Source organism: Anabaena sphaerica FACHB-251, from assembly GCF_014696825.1.
In the GTDB taxonomy this organism is placed as follows: domain Bacteria; phylum Cyanobacteriota; class Cyanobacteriia; order Cyanobacteriales; family Nostocaceae; genus RDYJ01.
The window spans coordinates 1-22,800 of the sequence record NZ_JACJQU010000024.1 but is presented as its reverse complement, the minus strand read 5'-3'; the positions used below and the strand labels follow the sequence as shown (position 1 = coordinate 22,800).

The 22,800-nt window shown below is 39.1% G+C and carries 16 protein-coding genes and 1 pseudogene; 8 read left to right on the top strand and 9 right to left on the bottom strand.

Annotation, left to right across the window (positions count from 1 at the left end):
- Nucleotides 1-129: 129 nt before the first annotated feature.
- Nucleotides 130-2,346, top strand: coding sequence for a GumC family protein (locus H6G06_RS24135; protein WP_199306871.1), 2,217 nt, complete (start codon nt 130-132; stop codon nt 2,344-2,346).
- Nucleotides 2,347-3,419: 1,073 nt separating this feature from the next.
- Nucleotides 3,420-4,268, top strand: a complete 849-nt coding sequence (locus H6G06_RS24130) for a WecB/TagA/CpsF family glycosyltransferase (protein ID WP_190564597.1) — start codon at nt 3,420-3,422, stop codon at nt 4,266-4,268.
- Between the two features lie 10 nt (nt 4,269-4,278).
- On the opposite strand, the gene H6G06_RS24125 is transcribed toward H6G06_RS24130, so the two are convergent.
- Nucleotides 4,279-6,117, bottom strand: coding sequence for an asparagine synthase-related protein (locus H6G06_RS24125; RefSeq protein WP_190564596.1), 1,839 nt, complete (start codon nt 6,115-6,117; stop codon nt 4,279-4,281).
- 20 nt (nt 6,118-6,137) lie between these two features.
- Complete coding sequence (locus H6G06_RS24120; protein WP_190564595.1) at nt 6,138-6,935, bottom strand: lasso peptide biosynthesis B2 protein; 798 nt, start codon at nt 6,933-6,935, stop codon at nt 6,138-6,140.
- 407 nt (nt 6,936-7,342) lie between these two features.
- On the opposite strand from H6G06_RS24120, the gene H6G06_RS24115 reads away from it, so the two are divergent.
- The 3 genes from H6G06_RS24115 (at nt 7,343) to H6G06_RS27665 (ending at nt 10,923) form a co-directional block, all read left to right on the top strand.
- On the top strand, nt 7,343-8,647 hold the full coding sequence (locus H6G06_RS24115; protein WP_190564594.1) for a pentapeptide repeat-containing protein: 1,305 nt from the start codon (nt 7,343-7,345) through the stop codon (nt 8,645-8,647).
- Nucleotides 8,648-9,039: 392 nt separating this feature from the next.
- Nucleotides 9,040-10,614: an ATP-binding cassette domain-containing protein gene (locus tag H6G06_RS28080; RefSeq protein WP_338422984.1), complete on the top strand. Its 1,575-nt coding sequence runs from the start codon at nt 9,040-9,042 to the stop codon at nt 10,612-10,614.
- A gap of 33 nt (nt 10,615-10,647) precedes the next feature.
- A complete protein-coding gene (locus H6G06_RS27665) occupies nt 10,648-10,923 on the top strand; it encodes a hypothetical protein (protein WP_242039841.1) in 276 nt (91 codons plus the stop codon).
- A 50-nt stretch (nt 10,924-10,973) separates the two neighbouring features.
- Here the strand turns inward: H6G06_RS27665 and H6G06_RS24105 are convergent, their stop codons facing one another.
- Nucleotides 10,974-11,411, bottom strand: coding sequence for a hypothetical protein (locus H6G06_RS24105; RefSeq protein WP_190564593.1), 438 nt, complete (start codon nt 11,409-11,411; stop codon nt 10,974-10,976).
- 199 nt (nt 11,412-11,610) lie between these two features.
- Nucleotides 11,611-12,969 carry a M6 family metalloprotease domain-containing protein gene (locus H6G06_RS24100; RefSeq protein ID WP_190564592.1) on the bottom strand — a complete coding sequence of 453 codons (1,359 nt, stop codon included), beginning with the start codon at nt 12,967-12,969 and terminating at the stop codon, nt 11,611-11,613.
- 748 nt (nt 12,970-13,717) lie between these two features.
- Here H6G06_RS24100 and H6G06_RS24095 point away from each other — a divergent pair.
- Both H6G06_RS24095 and H6G06_RS24090 read left to right on the top strand, forming a co-directional pair.
- Nucleotides 13,718-14,770: a cyanophycinase gene (locus H6G06_RS24095; RefSeq protein ID WP_190564591.1), complete on the top strand. Its 1,053-nt coding sequence runs from the start codon at nt 13,718-13,720 to the stop codon at nt 14,768-14,770.
- Between the two features lie 281 nt (nt 14,771-15,051).
- Entirely contained in the window at nt 15,052-16,998 is a 1,947-nt protein-coding gene (locus H6G06_RS24090; RefSeq protein WP_199306869.1) for an alpha-amylase family glycosyl hydrolase, read from the top strand.
- A 641-nt stretch (nt 16,999-17,639) separates the two neighbouring features.
- Here H6G06_RS24090 and minE read toward each other — a convergent pair.
- The 5 genes and pseudogenes from minE to H6G06_RS24065 all read right to left on the bottom strand — a co-directional run bounded on the left by minE (nt 17,640) and on the right by H6G06_RS24065 (nt 22,024).
- Complete coding sequence (gene minE / locus H6G06_RS24085; RefSeq protein WP_190564590.1) at nt 17,640-17,948, bottom strand: cell division topological specificity factor MinE; 309 nt, start codon at nt 17,946-17,948, stop codon at nt 17,640-17,642.
- Nucleotides 17,949-17,983: 35 nt separating this feature from the next.
- Entirely contained in the window at nt 17,984-18,790 is an 807-nt protein-coding gene (minD, locus tag H6G06_RS24080) for a septum site-determining protein MinD (protein ID WP_190564589.1), read from the bottom strand.
- A gap of 39 nt (nt 18,791-18,829) precedes the next feature.
- Nucleotides 18,830-19,909 carry a septum site-determining protein MinC gene (gene minC, locus H6G06_RS24075; RefSeq protein WP_190564588.1) on the bottom strand — a complete coding sequence of 360 codons (1,080 nt, stop codon included), beginning with the start codon at nt 19,907-19,909 and terminating at the stop codon, nt 18,830-18,832.
- An 87-nt stretch (nt 19,910-19,996) separates the two neighbouring features.
- On the bottom strand, nt 19,997-21,319 hold the full coding sequence (locus H6G06_RS24070; protein WP_190564587.1) for a four-carbon acid sugar kinase family protein: 1,323 nt from the start codon (nt 21,317-21,319) through the stop codon (nt 19,997-19,999).
- Between the two features lie 21 nt (nt 21,320-21,340).
- Nucleotides 21,341-22,024, bottom strand: a pseudogene (locus H6G06_RS24065) (hypothetical protein).
- A gap of 117 nt (nt 22,025-22,141) precedes the next feature.
- On the opposite strand from H6G06_RS24065, the gene H6G06_RS27655 reads away from it, so the two are divergent.
- Nucleotides 22,142-22,800 (top strand): RNA-guided endonuclease InsQ/TnpB family protein (locus H6G06_RS27655; RefSeq protein ID WP_422387065.1); only part of this gene is annotated, 659 nt, incomplete at its 3' end.

Genomic DNA, 22,800 nt, shown 5'->3' with positions numbered 1-22,800 from the left:
ATGACTAATTACGTTACAATTACTCATCTTGCTTCCGCATAGGGGTATCATGAGTGAGTAATTAAGATTTTTTAACTTTTTGAACACGATAATTAATCTGAAAATTGCAAGATAAAATATACAAGTTTGATGATAAACACAAGATATTATTCTCAGCAAAATCTGTTGGAAGCAAATGACAATCAACATCAATATATGCCGCTTATTTATACAGTCGAACCTGAAGAAAATAATGAAGGTGGATTGAACTTGGGCGAACTATTATCAGTGATTCATCGCAGAATAATTGTCATTGGAGTTGGCACAACTACGATTATTGCTGCGGCTTTAGCATGGGCTTTAATTACTCCTCCAACTTATGTTGCTAAATTTGAAATTTTAACTGAACCTGTAACGGCTGAAGATAAAGTAACTCGAGACGACAGAGCCAAAGGATATGAAACTTCCAACACAATTGATGAAACCAAGTTGAAAATTTTAGCAAGTCCTAAGCTAATGTCTCCAATTATCCAACAAGTTAAAAACCATTATCCAGATAGTAAAGAACCTCAACTCAATATCAAACTCGTGCCAAATACTCAAATTTTAGAAGTCAGTTACCAAGATACAAATCCTGAAAAAGTTTTGTTTGTATTAAATAAAGTATCTGAAGCATACTTAAAGTACAGTTTAGAGGAACGCCAAACAGAGACTCAATTAGGAATTAAATTTGTTGAAGATCAACTCCCAAGACTGCTACAGCAAGTAGAAAATCTTCAGTCACAACTACAAATATTTCGTCAACAATATGGCCTTATTAATGCTGAAATTCAAAGCCAGCAGCTTGCTGGGCAATATTATCAGATTGTGCAGAATCGGCTAGATACTGAAACACAATTAGCTAAAGCTCAAACATCTTACAATAGTTTACAAAAACAATTGAGGCTGGAAACTGATGAAGCTGAGGCTATTTCCTCTCTGAGTGAGTCTCCTGGATACCAGAAGTTATTGAATCAACTCCAAGATATAGAAGTTCAAATCGCCGGTAAATCAGTGGATTATACGGAAAATAATCCGAGTCTTCAAAAACTGCTCATTCAACGACAAAATTTGCTGGATATAGTTGCTAAAGAAAAACAACGTATTTTGGGAAGCCAATGGTCAAACACAACTATGAATTCCCTGGATTCAGCTGCCCCAAATTCAGCTCGCCTTCGAGCAATCCAAAAATTTCTTGATGTAGATAAGGAAATTCAGGTATTAACAACTCAAATCCAATCTCTTCGTCAATCTGAAAGTGCCTTGAAGCAGCAGGTTCAACGGTTTCCGGCTCTCATACGTCAAAAAGATGACTTAGCACGAAAATTAAAAATAGCTGTCGATAACCTAAATCACTTTTTAGCTGAACGTGAAAGACTACGAATAGATTCAGCCCAAAAGCAGGCTCCTTGGCAGGTACTTACTCCGCCTACTAAGCCTGAAAATTTAGCACCCAGTCCTACACTTAACTTAATTTTAGGAACGGCTTTGGGCTTATTATTAAGCACTGGATATGCTTTGCTCATAGACAAGTTCAATAACGTCTTTTATAACCTTGAGGAAGTAAAAGAGAAAACTAAACTGCCGATATTAGGGTTTATTCCTCATATTAGGTTGGGCAAGGATGGTAAGCTTCGTAACAAACATGATATCTCAAATGTTTGTGAATCTTTTCGCTCTATTTACACAAATATTTTTCTTCTCAATAATGAGAATTCTATCCGCTCTCTAGTAATCATCTCAGCTGCTCCTGGAGATGGTAAATCTATAATTGCTCTTCACTTAGCTCAGACAGCAGCAGCAATGGGTAAACGTGTGCTGTTGGTAGATGCAAATTTACGTAAGCCTACAATCCATACAATGTTGGATTTACCCAATACAAAAGGGTTAAGTAATCTGATTTCTGAAGAACTCAATTTTGAGAATGTTATCCACAGACTCAATAACTACATCAGAGACCAAAACTATAGTTTGGAAAAAGCAATTTCTAAGGATGTAAGAGAATTACGTCCACAGCATAACTTATTTGTCTTAACTGCTGGTCAAATTTCTTCAAATCCCACAATTTTACTTTCATCCCCTCAGATGGCAGCATTAGCAGCAAAATTTCGGGAAAGTTTTGATTTAATTATATATGATACATCACATCTACTAGGTTTTACAGATACTAGTCTCCTCACTAGGCATACAGATGCAAGCATTTTATCTATGGGAATAGGTAAAACAAATCGTTCTGTAGTGGCAAAAGTATTGGAACAATTCAATCTTTATTCCTGTTCTATTTTAGGTGTAATTGCTGTTGATATACAAGGTACTTTGAGAAAATAATATTGTGTATGTTTCAATACTTAAGTAAATCAGCACGAAAAAACCAAGGTATGTAACAAAATGTAAAATTGCTAAAAACATCTTCCCTCCTGCCTCCTGCCTTGCCATAACGACAATTTTTAACGCCTACCTACTTATTATTACAGTAGCAAGAGATCAGGGCGTAGGGGAAAACAGTTCATCAATTGATAATTGACAATTGTTTCATTGGACCTCTTGCAAAATTGTTTCTGTGGTATAATGAAGGGTTTTAGGTTGTATGTATTTTTGGGTGTCTTTGCGATAGCTACGCTCGCCGAAGGCATCGCAAATTCAAAGATAGGTGTGTAATTCTAACTTTTATGTAAATGTAAGCCAACCCCTAATTATAACATAAAATGAATTCTGCAAGAGGTCTTATGAGTAAATTTAGGTTGCATATCTCTTAATTTTGGATTAAATCTATGCTAATCTTAGTAACTAATTTCGATAATTTTAGTTAATTTATCCAAGCAAGAGAATAATCAAATATTGAACTTAGAGGTCACAAATATGTAAATTAATTTAATGTCGCATTCAATAATTATTTGTTGCATCTGCTCAAATTTTGAGACTCCTCATTCTCTTGATTTATCAATGGTTTCAGTTTATGTGGCTTACGCCAAGCTTCATCATTAGCAAGCCATCCGCACAGTCTCGGCTCAACTTCATGCCACAATAAAAGTAGCTAATTTTAATGATACTATAGGCATCCTCAATCATTTCTGAAACTTTTTTTAATTAGTGTTCTCAATACTGCCTGCTTTGTGAACCTGTAAGTTTTCAGTTAGTTTGGGGAAAGAGAAAACGCTAAAGTGTAAAAGGTAAATGCCTTTCTATGTAGTGGCTAACTCGCAGCATTTAAGCCACTGTTTGATAATTTTTTCTGCTTTGGAACAGGATAAATAGAACTTACGCAAGATGCGGCTGAAAACCTAACAAATCTTTCCAGCTACTCTTGTGAATCTTCTCAATATTATCTTTGCATAATCTACTGGTTTTAATTGCTGGCTGACTGAAAATTTTTTGTAACTGACAAACAATATAAAGAAGAGATGCTAACCACAAACAACCAAATTCAGGTTCAATCCTTAAGTCCGTCTCTAGAATTTGCAGCTTCAAAAATCCCTACAAAAATCGATGTAATTGGCTCTCCTGTTACTGCTTTACCCTTTGAAGTTCAAATAAACATGATCTTGGAATGGGCTATGAGCAAAATCAGCAAAGTTGTTTGTGTGGCTAATACTCATATGCTTGTAGAAGCTTATTGGCATCCAGACTTTTCCTCTGTTTTAAAGAATGCGGATATTGTTACTCCCGACGGTATGCCACTGGTTTGGATGTTGAGACTAATGGGAGCAGGTACTCAAAACCGTGTTGCTGGGATGGATATTCTTTTATCTTTGTGTAGATTAGCTCCACTTAGAGACATTCATCTTTTTTTCTTGGGTTCTGAAATACGAATTCTAGAGAAGATGAGATATAAGTTGGAACGTGTATTTCCGAATGTGAAAATTGCTGGAATGGAGCCTTTACCATTCCGTCCACTTACTTTTACAGAGAATGAAGCCATTATCAAAAAAATTAATGATAGTGGAGCCGGAATAGTTTTAGTTGCTTTAGGATGTCCAAAACAAGAGTATTGGATGAATCAAAACAAAGACAAAATTCAGGCTGTGATGATTGGTTTGGGAGGAGCATTTCCTGTCTTTGCAGAAAGCCACAAAAGAGCGCCCTATTGGATTCGTCATTTAGGGGGTGAGTGGTTCTATCGTCTGATTCAGGAACCATTGAGACTATTTCGTCGATATAGTACAACTATCCCAGTTTTTATTTGGTTAGCTTTAAAGCAACTGCTAAATTTGGCTCTAGTAAAAGGGGAGCAACGCGAAAATGTGAGATGACCGCCCTTCACTAGACCTCTTGCAAATAGGCAATGTTTGATATCATTTGGTCAAACCAAGCGATCGCAGCCAACGAACTACTGATCCGGCTGCCACTTCTCACATCGCCAATCCCCACCGCGTGTTGTCGCATGGCTTGAATCAATTGCTGTTTGTCGAAAATACCTAACTCATCAATTTGCGACTGAGCGACCATTTCCTCTAGATTGGGTAAATTCTTGGCTAGTCCCTGCCAATAAACCTCATTGAAATTTCCCTTAAACCGCCGAGTCCGAATTGGTTCGGGCAGAATCCCGCCCATCGCCACTTGCAGCAGAGGCTTAGGAACGCCAGGGATTTCTCTCAGTTCTCTGGGGAGACTGAGACAGTAAGTAATCAGACGCGGATCGAGGAAGGGTTGGCAAATGCGGATTCCCAGAGGTGCGGCAAGATTCCAAGCAGCCCAATTTCCGGCAGATGCTCGCAGTCCTAGCAGATTTAAGGATTCTTCTACCGGATATCTATTGATATCACCTATAGTTGCTAGTGCCTTGCCCCACATATCGTGCTGCTGGGCAAAATCAGGAAGAATCCAAGGAGGAATGGTAAATGAACCTAGCTTTGGCCAGTGTCCATAGCCGCGTCGGATGAAAGCTGGCAAGCCCTCCCGCAGCAGTGGCGGAATTAACGGTTCAATTCCAAATGGGTACAAAATTGACCAGAGGCTCTGGTTTTTGGCATTAGCCCATTGACGCGCCTCCTGTAAAGCTTTGTTCCAGTGACCTTGAAGCATCAAATCTGCCAAGTGCATCCGATTTCCTTCTACAATCAGTTCTGCACCCCCTCCACTCATAATCGCCGTCACCCCTTGCTGGGCAGCTACATCCACCAGCACCTTTTCCATTGCTAAGTGGAATAAACCAGGATAAGGTTCGTCATAGGTAGGGAGTTCTTGAGTAAACCACTGGAAATCTAAAGCTGCATCCCCATCCACATATTGTGGATCAATCGCTCCTCCCTGATCTACCACCATCTGAATGTAATCAGTTTCACCTGCCAAACTCCGCATTTGATAAACCAAAGAAAGGGTAATCAGCTTTCTGGGAAAAGTTTCTGCGGCTAGTAAGTCACGGGCAATACACACTATAGAAGAGCTATCCATCCCTCCTGATAAGTGAGAAGCGGTTTTCTCGTCCTGAATTCGCTGTTTGACTGCTTGCCGAAAAAGGTGGAGAAACTGTAAACCAGCTTCCTGGGGCGTGATATTTTCTATCGGTTGAATTTGCTTCATCCAGTCCCAAGACCAGATTTTTGTTGTCCGACCATCGGGAGTCAATACTAAGAGATTGCCTGGTAAAATCCGGTGAATTTCCTCAAATGCCGTCTTTTCAGTGGCTAACTCGACAAAAGCATAGGGAAACATTAAGAATGAGGCGAGAAAGTCTTTATTAATGGCAGCTTGGGGAAGTCGTTGCGCTAATAATTGCAAACTAGTGCTAACCCTGGTGGTTTGGTTGTGGCGTGTCCAGTACAAGGGAAAGTTGCCTAGAGGATCTCGCAGGGCGAAAAGACGCGATTCCTTGGCATCGAAAACCACTAGGGCAAATTCACCCTCAAGTTTCTCTAAACCTTGTGCGCCATAATGTTGGAAAATAGCCAATGCCAAGGCTGCATCTGAGGCGAAGTTCTGCGGAAATGCTTGAGGAAACCGAGTTTTCCAGTCATCCTGGTAATAAATTCGTCCCATCAGCACCACTGCCATCTCTGTTGCGGAGTCTTGGGCAAAGGTTACCAGGGAAGTTGCTGGGGAAAAGAGATGAAATTCAGCCTTTTCGGTTGCTTCTAGGGTGACTTCAAATCCGGTTCTCATGGCAGTCCTCGCGATCGCGTTTAGGAATATCTGACAACTGGGATAAAGGGTTGACAATGAGCTAATTCATCCGTCACAACTAAGCCATTACACTCCACCCAGGCGTGGACTTGAAACGGATAGCGGTCAATGCCGATAACTAAAGTTGCAGGTAAGCCGTAAAAAGTACGGAGAAGATGATAACCAACCAGCGATCGTTCTTTACAGACTATTGGTAAGAAAAGTTTACTAGCAGCAGCTTCCCGCACCATTCGATCCACTGTTTGAATGACATCTGTTGTTACTGTGGTGTCAGTTGGTGATACTGCACGATGCCAGTGTTGCCACAATGACAGAGTACGACTCCATCCGAGTAGACGAAAACTGAGCCAACTTAAGCTTAACAATAGCTCAACTGTCAGGCGATTTGGGGTTGGTTCAGGGTTGACTAAATTGCGGAAAATTGCACTGACTCTTTTTAAGAGCAAAAGTAAGATTTTGTTAAAAATTTTATTATTTATTCTGAGACAATAACGTATCAAATTAAATATGTAGTTATGCGTTTGTATTTCGGTAACAAATAGATTTTTTTGCTCTAAATTCTTTAAGAGTTTATTCAAGTCGGAGCGAACACTTTCTTCAGTTATTTCATAAATTTTAGTTAGTTCGTTAACTGTCTCTTCTACTCCTTTTTCTAGTACGATTAACATCATTAATGTGGCAATTTCATCCAGCCCATAAAACTGTCCGCGGTCAAAGTCCAAGATTTGGGCGACCCCATCTTGCAGAAATAGAAATACATCCCGATTAAGACTGTAAAAATTGCCATTTTCACCCATCAATATTGTCCTTATCTTTGCCTAGCTAATGTTTTCAATATCATCTATTTGGTATTTGTAGATTTGTTAGCAAATTATAACGACCATATTTTAACTGAAGTTTATTCAGTTGACTTCATTCTTTAAGAAGATGCTTTAAAAATCAAATTCAGTTGATTTCATTCTTTGAGAGGATGTTTTAAAATTCAACCTGAGTAAAAATTATACATACTAATATACTAAATATCGAAGCATACTAATAATAGTTATCATTGCAACATAAATAAAATTATAAAAAGTGCTTTATTTTAATTAAATAATTTAATCTCACTACAAAATCTCAAAATGTGATAAATGGCATAAAAATTTAGAACCTAATAATTTTTTAAAAAATACAAAAAACACTAAGTAAAAGATTTACTGAAAATATGAAAATCAATTTTGGTATCATAAAGTTATTCAAATTTATAGGGATATCTACTCTGGTTTCTCTATTATTATTTATAGCAGGTGATTACATTTCAAGACAGCGATATTATGATGAGTTAATAGATAAATTTTTGACCTCAATGGAACTTTATTTGATTCAGGATAAGTTATATGTCAATTATCTAGAGATGGAGCATATTAAGAAGGAACATCTTAATACTAATGACGAGGATAAAAAGAAAGAATTTCAACAGAAAAAAGCTGAATATGAGCAAGCAAAAAATCTTGCTCGCTCTGTAACAGAAAACACGTTGCGTTCTTTAAGCACAAATGATGGTATTTGTTTACGTATAATTCCCTGTATGTTTACAAAAAATCCAGAACGACGACAACTCTTACTATCCTTTTTGGATGAGGCAGGATTAGGTTTCAAGAATCGAGTCGATGGAATAATGCCAGAAGAACCGTCAGAATCTTTTTTAGAAGAAATCAATCTTGGTAGTTTGAGAGATACTGAGGGACTCCACTTAGAGGAAATTAACTTATCAAGAGCTATCCTCAGAAGGGCTAATTTCAAAGACGCTAAATTGAGAGGTGCAAATCTGACTACCACCGAGCTGACAGATGCCCGTCTTCATTATGCTAATCTGTCTGGTGCATATCTAACAAAAGCCAACCTGAAAAACGCCTACCTCTTTCAAGCTACTCTCAAAGGCACTCATCTACAGCGAGCTAACTTGATTGATGCCAATCTTAAAAAAGTTGTGCTAGATAACAATACCGATTTCAAAGGGGCTGTATATGGATGTAGTAGACCTGAGCTTCCATGCTTTTATAGCAAGAGTGAGAGTGAAGAGCTTAAAAGGAAACTTGAAAAACAGGCGATTGAAGTCAAACCTGGCTTAGATTTAAGCGATCTACCGCTAGAAACTCGTCAATTCCTCGATGATGTCTTTAAAAGCTCAATCGATGATAAAACTTCTTGTGCTTCAATTCATAAAGATAAAACTCGCTGTGCTTTATATGATACTGATCTGAGTGAAGTCAATCTTACTGGAGCCAAGCTAGTTAATGCCGATCTTAGGAAGACTAACTTCACGAAGGCTAATCTTACAGATGCTGATCTTACAGGTGCTGATCTTACAGGTGCTGATCTTACAGGTGCTAACCTTAAAGATGCCATTCTCACACGCACCAATCTTAAAGATGCTAAAGGAGCAACCGCAGCCATAAAGCAAGTCAAGCTTTGCAAAACTACCCTACCTAATGGCAAAATATCTGGTTGTCAGAAGAATGATTCATAAAAATTTTGTAGTTGCGCTTGAATGTTATGGCGCAGCTACAAACTATAAGGTTATATGTGGTTTAATTTTGTTAATTTCTCACCTGAAAAACTAACCGTTGTAATAGTAAGCACGGTTAGGCCCGTCAATCATACTGCCTAGATCGTTCGCTTGAACCTGTTCGAGAGAACCAAGAGAGTAAATTTCAGGTTTGCGATAGGGTAGTCGTTTATCGGTCTTGGTTAGCTGTCTTAGCGGCTCTGTTGAAGACTCTAAATTTTGCTTAAACATAGTAACAAAGTAGAAACTCTCTACAACTCTATTGTGGATCATTTGAAATAAAATGAACGATAAATTCAAGAATATTTATTGTCAATTAGAATAACAAAATAAAAGACATTATTTAACCTTGAGTGCAACCGAGCCAACCCAGCCTGTTTCAAACTTTTCGGCGTAGCCTGCTGTTAGTAATTCAGTCAGCATCTACTGAGTTACGCACTCTGATATTTTTAACTCTAATTAGTGGTTCTAGCCCAGCAATTTCACTGTTTCTCAATAAAATTATTATTGACCAAATCTCCCATTCATTAGGGAAATTTACAACAGTAAGCTCACTCGCTCTTATCCTACAAGAACCACTATTACTTGGCAGCATTGGCGGATTAATATTACTTAATTTATTAACCGAATCAATAAACGGGATTACCAACTTTGTTTTTTCTTCCCTGCGCGATCGCGTTCAGGGTTTCGCTCAAAGTATTGTGCTGAATAAAATTGCTAATTTTACGGATATCGCGTTATTTGAAACACCCGAATTATTGAACTTGGTGCAACTGGCAGAAACAGGAATAGAACGGCTCAAGGAACTATCCTTGCTTGTAATTACAACTTTCCATGGTTTTTTTCTTTTAATTCCTGCTATTTTGCTCTCTGGCTCAATTGCTTGGTGGATACCGTTAATTTTATTTACCTCTGCTACACCAGCGATTTATGTGGAATTGACTTACCGCAAAAAAAGCTGGGAAGTCGAAGAAACTCAGGCGAGTCTTGTCCGCCAAATGAACTTGTATCGGGATGTCTTAGTGGGTGAAGCTTATGCCAAGGAATTACGCTTATTTCAGCTACAACCTTTATTGCTAAATCGGTGGCAAAGTCTTTTCCAGATCATGTTTAGATCGATGCAGCAAATCCGCAAAAAAGGGACAGTGCTGGTAATTTCTTGGTCAATGGTGAATGGATTAGGAGCCGCTTTACCCTACATTTATGTTGTTATCGGAGCTTTACGCGGAATTTATACTTTAGGAAATTTAGCACTTTATGCAGGTTTAATCCTCCAAGTGCGCCAGAGTTTGTTTTTACTGATTAATAATGGGTCTAACTTGTATGATGTGGTTTTGGGTATCCGTCCGATTTTCCAATTATTAGAATTGAAGCCGAAATTGCGGTTATCGTTAGCTTCAAGAGAGGATACTGCTGCTAACTTGTCGTTGACTCCAAAGGAGATCGCCAAGCAACAGGGAATCCAAATCAAGAACTTATCTTTTGCTTATCCTGGTAGCGACAGCAAGATTCTGGACAACATCAACCTCACAATTCAGCCGCAGCAAATGATTGCTTTAGTTGGGGAAAATGGTGCAGGGAAAACAACTCTGGCTAAGTTACTCTGTCGCCTGTACGATCCAAGTAGTGGCGAGATTTTGTGGAACGGACAGGATTTACGTGAAATTGACTTGGCACAGCTATACTCACGCCTGGCTGTGGTGATGCAAGATTACGCTCGGTTTCCGGCTACAGTGTCTGAAAATGTGGGTTTTGGATACTTATACTTATCTGCACTACAGGATGTGAACGCCATCCAAGAGGCTCTAAGGGTAGCAGGAATTGCCAAAGCAGTGGACAATCTACCGCAAGGCTTAGAGACACTATTAGGTAAGCAATTAGCCGGTGGGGTGGACTTATCGCAAGGACAGTGGCAAAGAATTGCGTAGGCGTAGCCCGCCGCAGGCATCGCTCGTGCGCTGATGCGATTATCCTCAGCAGAACTATTGATTTTGGACGAACCAACAAGCGCACTTGATCCAAAAACCGAGCATGAAATTTACCAGCTTTTACGTACCATTGCTGCTAATAAAATGGCCGTTGTCATTAGTCATCGTTTAGCTTTATCCAAACTGGCAGACCGGATTATTGTTTTAGAAAATGGCAAGATTATAGAAACAGGAAGTCATGAAGAATTAATAGCAAGAGGCGGACAATATCATCTCATGTTCAACCGTCAAGCAAGTAGTTATCAGTAGACCGAACTATCAGATTAGGATTGGGTAATTTAACTTTCAAAAAAGCAAAATTATGGTTTGAATACCTGAATATTGTTCAGCCGAAAGAAACCACCGTGTGCATCACCTAAAAACTCGGCTTGAGCAGTAATTATATTATTTTTCGCAAAATTCAGGCTGGATTGAATAGTAAATGCTTTGACCTTATCTCCTATCTGAGCAAAATTCCCTCCTGTTATATTTTTAATTTCTAGGATTTCTAACTCTAAATACCATTTATCTGGAAATTGGTTAGATTGTTCAATATGCAACACCTTTGCTTCTATTTCACTTTCGTTAGGTGCTGCCATTATTCCCTGTAACTTTGATGCCATAAAATGCTTTCCCCCTAAAATCTCAACTGCAACATCATGTCTGACAGAGTTAAGTGAAGTGGCATTTATTGCAAATCCCGATAATCCAATGGTAAATGCCAGAGCAAATAATAACCACTTTAGAATCTTACTCATTTACCCAACCAATTTATAGCGGTTTTCATATATTTAGACCACACTCTTGATTACCCTCTGCACCTCTGCGTGAGACAAAAAAATGGTAGTCATTTACCCGAAAATCGCTGTAAGGTTGCTAAATGAGTGATTCAGCAACCTCATGGGTGTGATGTTCTCAGTTCAGGATATAGAATTTATACTCTTGTTACGACCTTGCTTATCGAGCCACAGGGATCTTGGGAGCTTGTAGTACCCCAGACTTAATATCTACAGTAATGTTATCTCCTTTGCGTTTGATCTCAGCGATCGCAATCTCTGAATCAGAACCATCGTATGCTTTACTGCTGGGTGTAGTGTTTGCCGTAAAAGAACTGTTCATACCACAAGGGAATGGATCGTTAGCATCTCCACGGTTAGCACCCTTATTCAGGTCTAGTTTACCATCACACTGTTCAATATCAACTAGGTAGTGAGTATCGTTGGTATTACCAGTTTTGTTTTCATCTATATGCTCAATGATTAGACCTTCACCTAGCAAGTAGCCATCAAATCCTTTTTTCTGACGATTTGAAAGTAGGAAATATTCCTTACTGTTAATGTCTTTGATTGGCAGTTTGTAGATTTGTCCATCATTAGTAGCATAGGGTTTAATAGTGACATTTTGTTGGCTATTGAAGATTGTTACGGGTTTTACCCATCCGAGTTTAACTTTACAATAAGCAGTTGGGTGGGCTGGTGTTTGTCCACCATTATTCCAACTTCCAGCAGCCATCAAATCCCAATCACCAGTACCAGATGAACTGTAGTCAGTGTCATACAAATCTGGTAATCCAAATACGTGTCCTAATTCATGACAAAATACACCAATTTTTCCGTCTTCAGGTTCAATGCTGTAGCTTTGAACCTTTACGCCATCCACAGTCTTTGGTGAAATTTCCCACTTATGCGACCAGATATTATTTTTGTCACCAGTAACTTCTGCTCCAGAACCCGCATGAACAATGAATAGAGCATCGACAATTCCATCGCCATCATTGTCGTAGTTGGCGAAATTCACAAATGGGTCTGCTAAATCCACTAAATCTTCCACTAGCTTTTGAGAATTTTGTGGATAAAAACCCGTGCCAAAATCATTGTTGGTGTAATAGGAGTATGGTCTTGGAGCGCGATACCAACCATTTGTAGCTCCTCCCTGACCACTGACCTCACCAGTTACTGTCAGTTTGTGGTAAGAAGCTTCCCAGTAAAAATCTTTCAAGCTCACTGTACCATCGTTGCTACTAGAAAACAGCATATCTGCATAGTGTTGTTGGTTTTGAGTAGCCTTATTATCTGAGAAATCTACCAAAAGTACTAAAGCTCTTCTTGTACCAACAACTGGAGCCAGTTCTCCAGTTGTCGTATGGATGCGTTTGCGTCTACTGCTAATTAAGCTGAAAGTTCGCAAATCAAGAACATCAATTGTTGCTACGTCAGGCAATTCGTCTCCTGCCTGCAATAATTCTTTAGTGTGGAGAAATCTGGCTCGGAGTTCTGGTGAAGCGGCAACCAAGTAACAGTTATCTTTTGAAAACATAAATCGAAACCTGCCATTTTTTGCAAAAAGAGTGAAAAGCTCAAACAATTGAACAAAAGCTTACCCCAACTACAATTTCGTGCAATATAAGAGCGACTCCCCACAATTTATTAGCAGCGTTGCTGGTAATCATCACTCAGTTGTACGCTTAAATAATTGTTACTAACTTCTGCCAGTAGGAGTATTTATTACTAAAGCCAGCATATTGCTTTTTAAGACACCACATTCTGTCAGATTTGACTTCCATCATCTGTTACAAGTGAGATTCTTCCTAAATTTCGATGAAAATTAACAAAAGGTTTCTGGAGCAAGTTTTTTCAACTTTTAATGGCTATTTACTTCTAATTAAAAAAAAATAAGTCATGTATATCAATACCTTGTCCAAGTTGGAAAAATCCCTGATTTGTAGGTTGGTTTGAAGCATGAAACCCAACAAATGCCTTGGGTTGCGCTGTCGCTTAACCCAACCTACAGAAAATGGACAAGGTATTGGTATATATATAACTTGCTTAGTAGTTGCAAGTTATATCTTAAGGTCTATGAATTCCTGAATAATAATACTTATTATTGGTTGTTTAAGCTTTAAACTCAAAAGCTTAAATGTCTCGAATAAAGAAGTAGATATTGCTTGATTAGCAACCCAACAAGTAGTTTCGTGTCACATCTTGCATTACTAATCACATATATAGTATTGTGTGCTAAAAAAAAGACGAAAAATTAACAATACATAGGAATAAGTAGAATCTTTATGAGCAAACAATTTACAGTTTCTGTATTTCCCGATAATATTGATGAAATTGACTATATTTGCGAATGTGGAACCGTTAATAGCAAATTGCCAAAACCAACTTCTTGTATTCTGCTAATTGGCGGTGCAGAAGGGGAAACATCTGGAGAAGATTCAGCTACACGATGGTTTCTCAAACGATTAGATAGGGGAGATTATCTTGTTCTGCGCTCACCCAGAATTGGCAGACAAGCTACTTGGATTTGTAATCATTATAGAAATTTTATCAGTTCATCGGCTGAACTTGCTATCAACAGCCGTGAAGCAGCTAATCATCCACAAGTTATGCAATACATCCGCGATGCCGATGCGTTATTTATAGCCGGTGGAGATCAGAATGATTATGAAGATTTTTGGGAAGGTTCTGGTATAGAAGAAGCAATTAATTACTTAATTAATCAAAAAAAAGTGCCGATTGCTGGCACTAGTGCTGGCATGGCTATTCTAGGCGACTATTATTATGCACCTGCTCATCAAGGTGTGCTGAGTTCAGAAATTTTAAATAATCCCTTCCATCACAATACAAAAGATATTTATTACAGTGACTTCATTAAAGTTCCCATTTTCAAAAATGTAATTACAGACACCCACTTAAACCGGATTGATAAAGAGCATCCTGAACCCAGATATGGGAGACTTTTTGGATTTCTATCTAGAGTTGTTCATGAAAAAGGCAATCAACTTCCGGCTTTGGGAATTGGTTTAGAAGAAGGTGCATTTGTTGCCATTGATGATAAAGGAATCGCTCAGGTGTTTGGGAATGGTACAAAAGAAGGTCAATATGCCTATTTTCTGCAAACTAATGATGCTGCACCAGAACAAATAAAACCAGGTTTGCCTTTAATTTGGAATAATAATGGACAAGCTGTTAAAGTCTATAAAATTTCAGGAACTCCAGAAGGTAGTGGACACTTTGACCTCAATAACTGGTCAATTGCTTCGGGTGGAAGTTGGGAATACTGGTTTACCACTGGGGGAGTATGTGGTTTCACACAAAAACCAATAGATTCTTAATAAATTTGTGAAAAAAGCAACTTGTACGAGGAATAAAAATATGGGTGTTATTATGCTGGTTGATTCTGCGATTATCCTCTTTTTAAACATCAAAAATATAAATAACATTGGGGAATTATGTCAAAAGCTAAGTTAAATCTTTAAAAAATGAAATTATCAGATAATAACGATCAGATTTGCTTTGGCGTTTTTTCAATAACTTTTTGTTAGAGAACTTCACATAAAATTAGATAAACCTCTTAATGATCAATTAAGTAGTCGTTTTTAAGGAGTTAATAATAATGGTCACAGCAATCACTCAACCAGATGTTATCACTTCATCTTCCTTCCACCCGTCTACTCGTAATGGAATGGGAGCAATTGTTTACGATGGTGGGACTACCTTCAGAGTTTGGGCAAAATTTGCATCACAGGTTTACGTAGAAGGAGACTTTAATAATTGGTCTCCAACAGAAACTCCCTTAGCATCTGAAAGCAATGGATATTGGTCAGTAGATGTTTCAGGAGCTAAACCAGATGATTACTATCGCTATGTACTGCACTTTAAGAACCAAATCCTCAGACGTGCAGATCCCTATGGCAAGCACGTAATAGATCCTCGTGATAACACTACTAATCCGAATGATATAGGCAAAGTTGAAATCAAAGCTCCTTTTGATTGGGGCAATCATCATTTCACCATGCCAGCCTGGAATGAATTAGTTATCTACGAACTACACGTCAGTTCTTTCAATGCTCGTAAAGGTAAGAAATTACCAGGAATTTTCTACAATCTTATTCAGGCAAGTTCTGTTAATTCTGATGAAGAGCAGCTAGGAACTTTCACTAGCATAATTGCCAAATTGGATTACCTCAAAGACCTGGGAATCAATGCCATTGAACTTCTGCCAATTGTTGACTTCCCAACTAAAACATCTTTAGGATACAACCCCAATCTACCTTTTGATATTGAAAGTAGCTACGGTTCACCAGAAGACTTTAAAAAATTTGTGATGGCTGCTCATGATAAAGGCATTGCTATCATCTTAGATGTGGTCTATAACCATTTTGATTCCGGTCTTTATGAGCAGGTATTTCCGAGTCTTTGGCGCTTTGATGGCTGGTATCAAGGAGAATATGGCGGTATCTACTTATACAACGATTGGCGTGCTGATACTCCTTTTGGTCCCCGCCCTGATTTTGGTAGAGAGGAGGTACGCCACTTTATTCGAGATAATGCCTTAATGTGGCTAGAGGAATATCAACTTGATGGCTGGCGATTTGATTCCACTGTAAATATCAGAAATGCCAAAGGAAATAATAACGACCCCAGGAATGATATTCCTGAAGGATGGGGTTTAATGCAGTGGATAAACAACGATAAAAATAACAAACAGCCCTGGAAAATCTGCATTGCCGAAGATTTACAAAACAACGAATGGATTACTAAAGATACAGGCGCAGGAGGCGCGGGTTTTAACTCTCAGTGGGGCAGTTCATTCTACTGGCCTATTTACAATGCCTTAGTTAGTCCACTTGACAATTCCCGTAATATAATTGACGTGCAGAATGCAATTTTACACCGCTTTGATACGGATGCCTTCAAGCGGGTAATCTATAGCGAAAACCATGATGAAGTCGCTGATATTAATCGCAAAAAGCGTCTTCCCAATAGAATAGATGAGAATCAACCAGATAGCTTCTATGCAAAAAAACGCTCTACTTTAGCATCTGTGTTTGCTTTGACTTCACCTGGTATTCCGATGATTTTCCAAGGACAAGAATTCCTGGAACAAGGTGCTTGGAAAGATAATGTTCCACTTGATTGGGATAATCTCTCTAAATATCCAGGGATATATAACCTATATAAAGACTTAATTCATCTCCGACGCAATTGGGATAACAATACCCGAGGCTTGCGAGGACAGAACGTACACGTCCATCATGTCAACGACAAAGACAAAGTTATTGCTTTTCACCGCTGGGAAAATGGTGGTTCTGGAGATGATGTCATAGTTGTCGTTAATATGAGCAATCAAGCTTACGATAGCTACAGCATTGGGTTTCCCCAAGGAGGAATATGGTGGGTGCGCTTTAACAGTGACTGGAAAGGCTACAGTCCTGATTTTGAGAATCATTCAGGCTATCACACCGAAGCTTATCCCACTGATGCAGGAGACCCTGACTATATGCCTTATCGAGGTAATGTAGGTATTGGTCGCTACAGTGCGCTCATTATTTCGCAATAAGGGGTAAATATAGCGTAGATACTGTTGGCGAAAGTGTTACAAACTCACCAACAAATGTGTTACAACTAAAAGCCGCAACCACAGATTAAAAGTTTGAGCTTACGTAATACTTAAAAATACAAATATGTATTACATTCGCCAACAGTATCCGTTGCTCATTTCTCCCCTAATCATGGATATCCTGATATGGCTTGCGCCACGCTACGCTATCAGACAAATGCAAATTTCATCACCAACAAACCATCTAAAAATTACCATCCTGTTCGCGCAGCGTGGCGTATGACTCCTACGTCGTCACGCAAGCTAAAGCCATAAATCCTTAAATCCTGGATATCCTGATTCAGACAAATACAACTTTCAATGTACAGGATTTGAAGATTTTTTGGATGTGGATGAAAATAATGATGTTGATAATTCAAAATCCTACTATATATGCGCGCACAGATTTCCACTCATAACATAAGAGTAAATAAGTTTACGCATCTTGTCAAGTCTTGAAGCAAAAAAAGCTGAAAAACCGACTATCAGAAATACCCAACTCCAACATAAATTCTGTAAATCCTGATAAGTGGGTTAAAGCGCAAAAGTAATTCTTTTGTTTAGTAACATAATTAAACAATGCACCTAACCCACCCTAGAGATCAAACCTCAATAGATGTATCACTACTGTCTTCCAAATCAGATGTAGCTTCCTTTACCCGGCGGATAGGTAAATTAGCAATCAAAGCTGTTGTGCGTTGGTTGCTTTCTAGGGAAAATTCCAAGCCGTCTGTCTCAATTTCTACATAGCGACAAACAATTGCTAGGATTTCCTGGCGCATTTTTTCCAAGGTTTGGGGGTCTAAGTCAGCGCGGTCGTGGGCTATTACTACTTGCAGACGACGTTTAACTTGGGTACGACTGGTGTCTGGTGTGCGAACAAAAAGTTTTTCTAAAAGTTCAAGGATCATTGCAACTAGGTGTAAGGCGGAGACTGGAAAATGAGTTAAACAATCTTTGTCCACAACAACTTCCGCAAGCGGGAAAAGATGTTGTCGTTGGGTGAGTCAAGCTCAAGAAATTCGACAGTTTCCCCTTCTAATCTACGAGCAATGTTCTCAAAGGCTATGGACGCTAAAGAAGGAGTTTCTGATAATACTAAAGGTTCCCCACGGTTGGTAGAAACAATAACACGCTCGTCGTCAGGGATTACCCCAATTAAGGGGATGGCGAGAAGTTCCTGAACATCCTGCACAGACATCATATCATTTGCCCGCACCATTGCAGGTCTAATCCGGTTAATTATTAAATGAATCTTTTTGACACCTTGTGCTTCCAGCAACCCTACTACCCGGTCAGCGTCACGAACTGCGGAAATTTCTGGGGTGGTGACAATGAGGGATTCTTTAGCTGGGGCGATCGCATTTTTAAACCCCATTTCAATACCTGCGGGGCTATCAATCACCACATACTGGTATTTTTGCGCTAGTGCATTTACTAGCAATTTCATTTGGTCGGGAGTGACGGCATCTTTGGTGCGATTTTGGGCAGCTGGTAGCAGTACCAGATTAGGTTGCCGCTTATCTTTAACCAAAGCTTGGTCTAAACGACACTCTCTAGCTAAAACTTCTACCGCTGTATAAACGATGCGGTTTTCTAGTCCTAGTAGCAAATCTAAATTTCTCAGACCAAAATCCGCATCAACTAAGGCCACTTGTCGGCCTATTTTGGCCAAAGCCATACCCAAATTTGCGGAAACCGTGGTTTTACCCACTCCTCCTTTACCGGAGGTAATTACAATAATACGACTCATAACAGGAATGCACTCGATTAGGGTTGGTGGAATATTATATTAGAGACTCTGATTAATCTTACTTAACTGAGTGCGAGAAAAATCAGTAGCTTTGGCGATGCGGATTCCTTGGGGTGTTATATGCGCCACTTCAGGAAAGAATTGTGTCAATGATTTCTCAGGCGCTCTAGCAACTGCATCAGCTATTCGCAGTTGGGTTGGTTCCATTTGCAAAGCCATAATTAGACATTCACGATTTCCCCCAGCACCAGCATGAGCCACCCCCCGCAGACGACCCCAAACTAGAATATCTCCATCTGCAACTACAATACCACCAGGATTGATATCTCCGAAAATAATCACCGTGCCGGGATGACGAATTTCTCCACCAGATCGGACTGTCATCTCTAGATAGAGGGCATCTGCTAGAGGTTCGGGAGTAGCTTGGAGATCGGCAGTCAAGGATGTTTGTAGCTGTACTTGTTCGACAGAATAACCCAATGTACAAGCGGCGATCGCTGTTTGTCTGCGACTCGTGGCCACCGATTTTAACTGAAGTTTGATTTGACTTAATGTTTCTGCCAGGTCTTGTAGTTGTCTACTGTCTAATAAGCGGTCTTTTGCTACTAGATGTACTATAGTATTAGGTGTCCGCAAGCGATCGCTTCCATTGAGACGCTGCCTCATTTGTTGCCAAATCTCGGACCAACTGAAGTCGGAAGCAGGTACTTGAGATTCAGTTGGCAAAATTAATAACAGTCTTCCCTCCTCTGTTTTTAACTGAACCTGAATATTACTGTTGATATTTTGTTCTGGTAATCCTAACTCATCGCTGTTCAAATCCATCAAGTCAGAATTAGATTCTTCTATATTCTTAACTTCAGACTTAGCTTCAGAATTAGAGTCTACATTCCCAGATGAATTAGCTTGTAAATAGACAAGAACAGAATTTAACTCCCCATTAGGGATAATAGAATTACTATCTGCATCATCAACAATAGGATCTACCTCTTTATCAACAGGATTGGCAATTTTTTTCTCTATCTCATCTGCTGGCTTAGAGCTAGATTCTGCATCAGGAAGTGCAGAATTTGGCTCCATTTCCAAATCTTTTTGTGATTGAGTAGAATCAGAATTCATTCTTGCTTGGGAATTGGGAATTGGGAAAAATCAAGTCAAAAGTCAAAATTAATAACTCTTGCCTCTTGTCTTCTGTGACTGACAAATTTATTTTGTAGTCAATCTTTGATAACTTGTAGCCAAGGCATCAGCATCACCGACATTACCGGGAAACAATACCACTGGCAGGTTAGGAAACTGAGGATGATCAGATGGTGTAATTACCATTGAACAACCGGCTAAAATTTGACCTAGTAACCCGGCTGAAGTCAAAGACAGTCCGGTACTCAAGACATCGTTAGAAGTAATACCCCCCTTGCTGATTAAAAATCCTATATCAGCTGGTAAACCCTTCACAATATCCATCAGCAAAGCCGAAACTGTTGCCCCAAAGTCTAACCTGGTTTTAACATCTTTAAAAGTCAATTCCTGTCGGCTGGTGTAAACAACTGGTGTTTTACCTGCGTTATGTACTTCCTCGACTCTTTGGAGAATCTCGGTTAGCAGTTTAGCAGATTCATTCACTCCATCATCAAGTAATCTACCCACGTTAACTTCTATCCCTACCGTTCCCTCAACTGTTAACAGTGATTCTAACTGTTGAGTTGTCTTTTTCACGTGGGAACCAACAATCACTGCACCCGGTTTACCACCACGCACATATTCTGCCATATTTTCAGCAGCGATGGGTTGGGGGGGTAAAGCCGCTAAAGCTGTTAATATACTAGCAGCGGAACGGAATAAAAAGCGTTTTCCTTGACTTGCGGCTGTTAATATATCTACAGCAAAGGTGTTGAGATCCGCTTGGGTTTCTCCATCAACTACCCCACACTGATTATCATGAAGTTGCAGTAAGGGTTCTAAACTTCCAGCACGGATATCTGCAAGTAAAAATCTGGTGACAGTATCTTCCTTGATGCGTCCTTTGGTTTTTTCTTCTACGTACTTGGGCAGATAGCTGTAATTGTAACTAAAGACGGAATCACGAGCAAATTCTGTTTCGTGTACGGGAGTAGGAACACCATCAATAATTAGATAATGGATGCTGTCGCGGGTAATTCTCCCACCTTCAAAAAATGCGGGTACGAGAAAATGAGCATCAAAAGGTCCGAGTTCTTCGGCGATGACATCGGTTTCTATGGGATAATGACCGCGTAAGGTAGAGTCAGAACGACTAACTACAAGAAAATCGTCTATTTGTTCTGCTGCTAAGGCGATTTTTAAATTATGACAAACTTCTCTAGTTACATTTGCCGCATCTTCTGGGGTGAGAGAACGAGTATTAGTTAAAATAAAGAAAATTGGGGCATCATCTTTTAAGCCTAACCGTAATGTTTCCACATCCCAGCGCATTAATAATAAGCAACTGTGAACGGTTTGAGAACCGGTCGGATCATCATCTAAAACAATTATTTTGGGTTGGTTATTCATTTATTTTTTAGGAAATTTAAATTAGACTTTCGGCAATTTTCTGAGTTCTGCTTGCACATCTAAAGCAATCTGCAATGATTGATTTAGAAGTTGAGCATATTCCCCAGCTTGAGAACTAACTTGTAAGCTTTGCAAATTGGCTAAGTTATTTACAAGTAACTCTTGGATGTTAGCAAGCAGTTTTTTATTATCGCGCAAAATAGGCTCACTTTTTAAGGCGCGAACTAAATCTTCTCTAATCAGTTGCAGTGCGGCTAGGATTTGCTTCCTGTCTTTAATGTTACTTTGGGAGTTGCCAGAGGTCGCGAGTGGATCGTTAATATCTATAGCTTGGACTACCGCATGATATTTATCAACTTCGTCTAGGAGTATGGTGAGTGCGTGGGGACAGGTGAATTTTCTCCAGAGCGATGTCTACGACGGGCTACGCCAACGCCCCAAAACTACGGCCATAGGTACAATAATCAATAAAATAACGCCCAATATATTGGAAGATCCCAATGTGGGCAAAATTATAAAAGCATAAATAAAGCCAACAATAATCGGTGTCAGTGCTAAAGCGGTTAAGGCTTCATTAATAAAAAAGCCGATGCGCTTTTGCTTGTCTGCCATAATTGAAGGACGAAATACGTCTTCTGTGTCAAAGCCAGTTAAGCGTTTTAATTCACCTTTGCTAATTTCTAAGCCTACTAAATCTGGCTGCACCGATAGATACTCCTTGGGGAAGGGTTAATTAACAGTAGCCCAAAAGCTAACAATTAGTACCAATTACGCACTTATGCTCCCAGCCAAAGTCATCAGTTATTGTGACTGTATTGGGATTTGGCTGTAAAATACAATCATGCTACTAGGATTCAAGACCGAACTCAAGGTAAACAAGCAACAACGTCTACTACTGGTACAACACGCAGGAGTAGCCAGACACGCTTGTTAGCATTATGTCAACAGGTTCTCATACATAACAAACTTAATCCTGAAGACAAAATTAAATTTCCCACAGCCATAGATTTACATAAATGGTTAGTAGCAGCAGTTAAATTTACCCATCCTTGGTATTATGACGTATCAAAATGCGCTCCTCAGTACGCATTAAGATATTTGTCAGATGCCTTTAAATCTTTTTTCAAGAAAGTTAAAGGGTTTCCTAACTTTAAGAAAAAAGGTAGACATGATTCTTTTACTTTAGATGGTGCAATTCATATTGACCATAAAAAAGCAAAAGTTCCGATAATTGGATGGTTAAAAACTTATGAGATTTTACCTTTTGGATATAAACCCAAATCAGTCACAATTAGCAAACAAGCTGACCGATGGTTTATCTCCTGGAAAATAGAAGTAGAAACAAGTCAAACCCTTAAAAAACAAGAGTTTGTCGGAGTAGACTTAGGAATAAATCATTTAGCCACATTATCAACAACAGAAATATTTGATGGAGCAAAAAGTTATAAAAAGTATGAACACAAATTAGCCAGAATGCAATA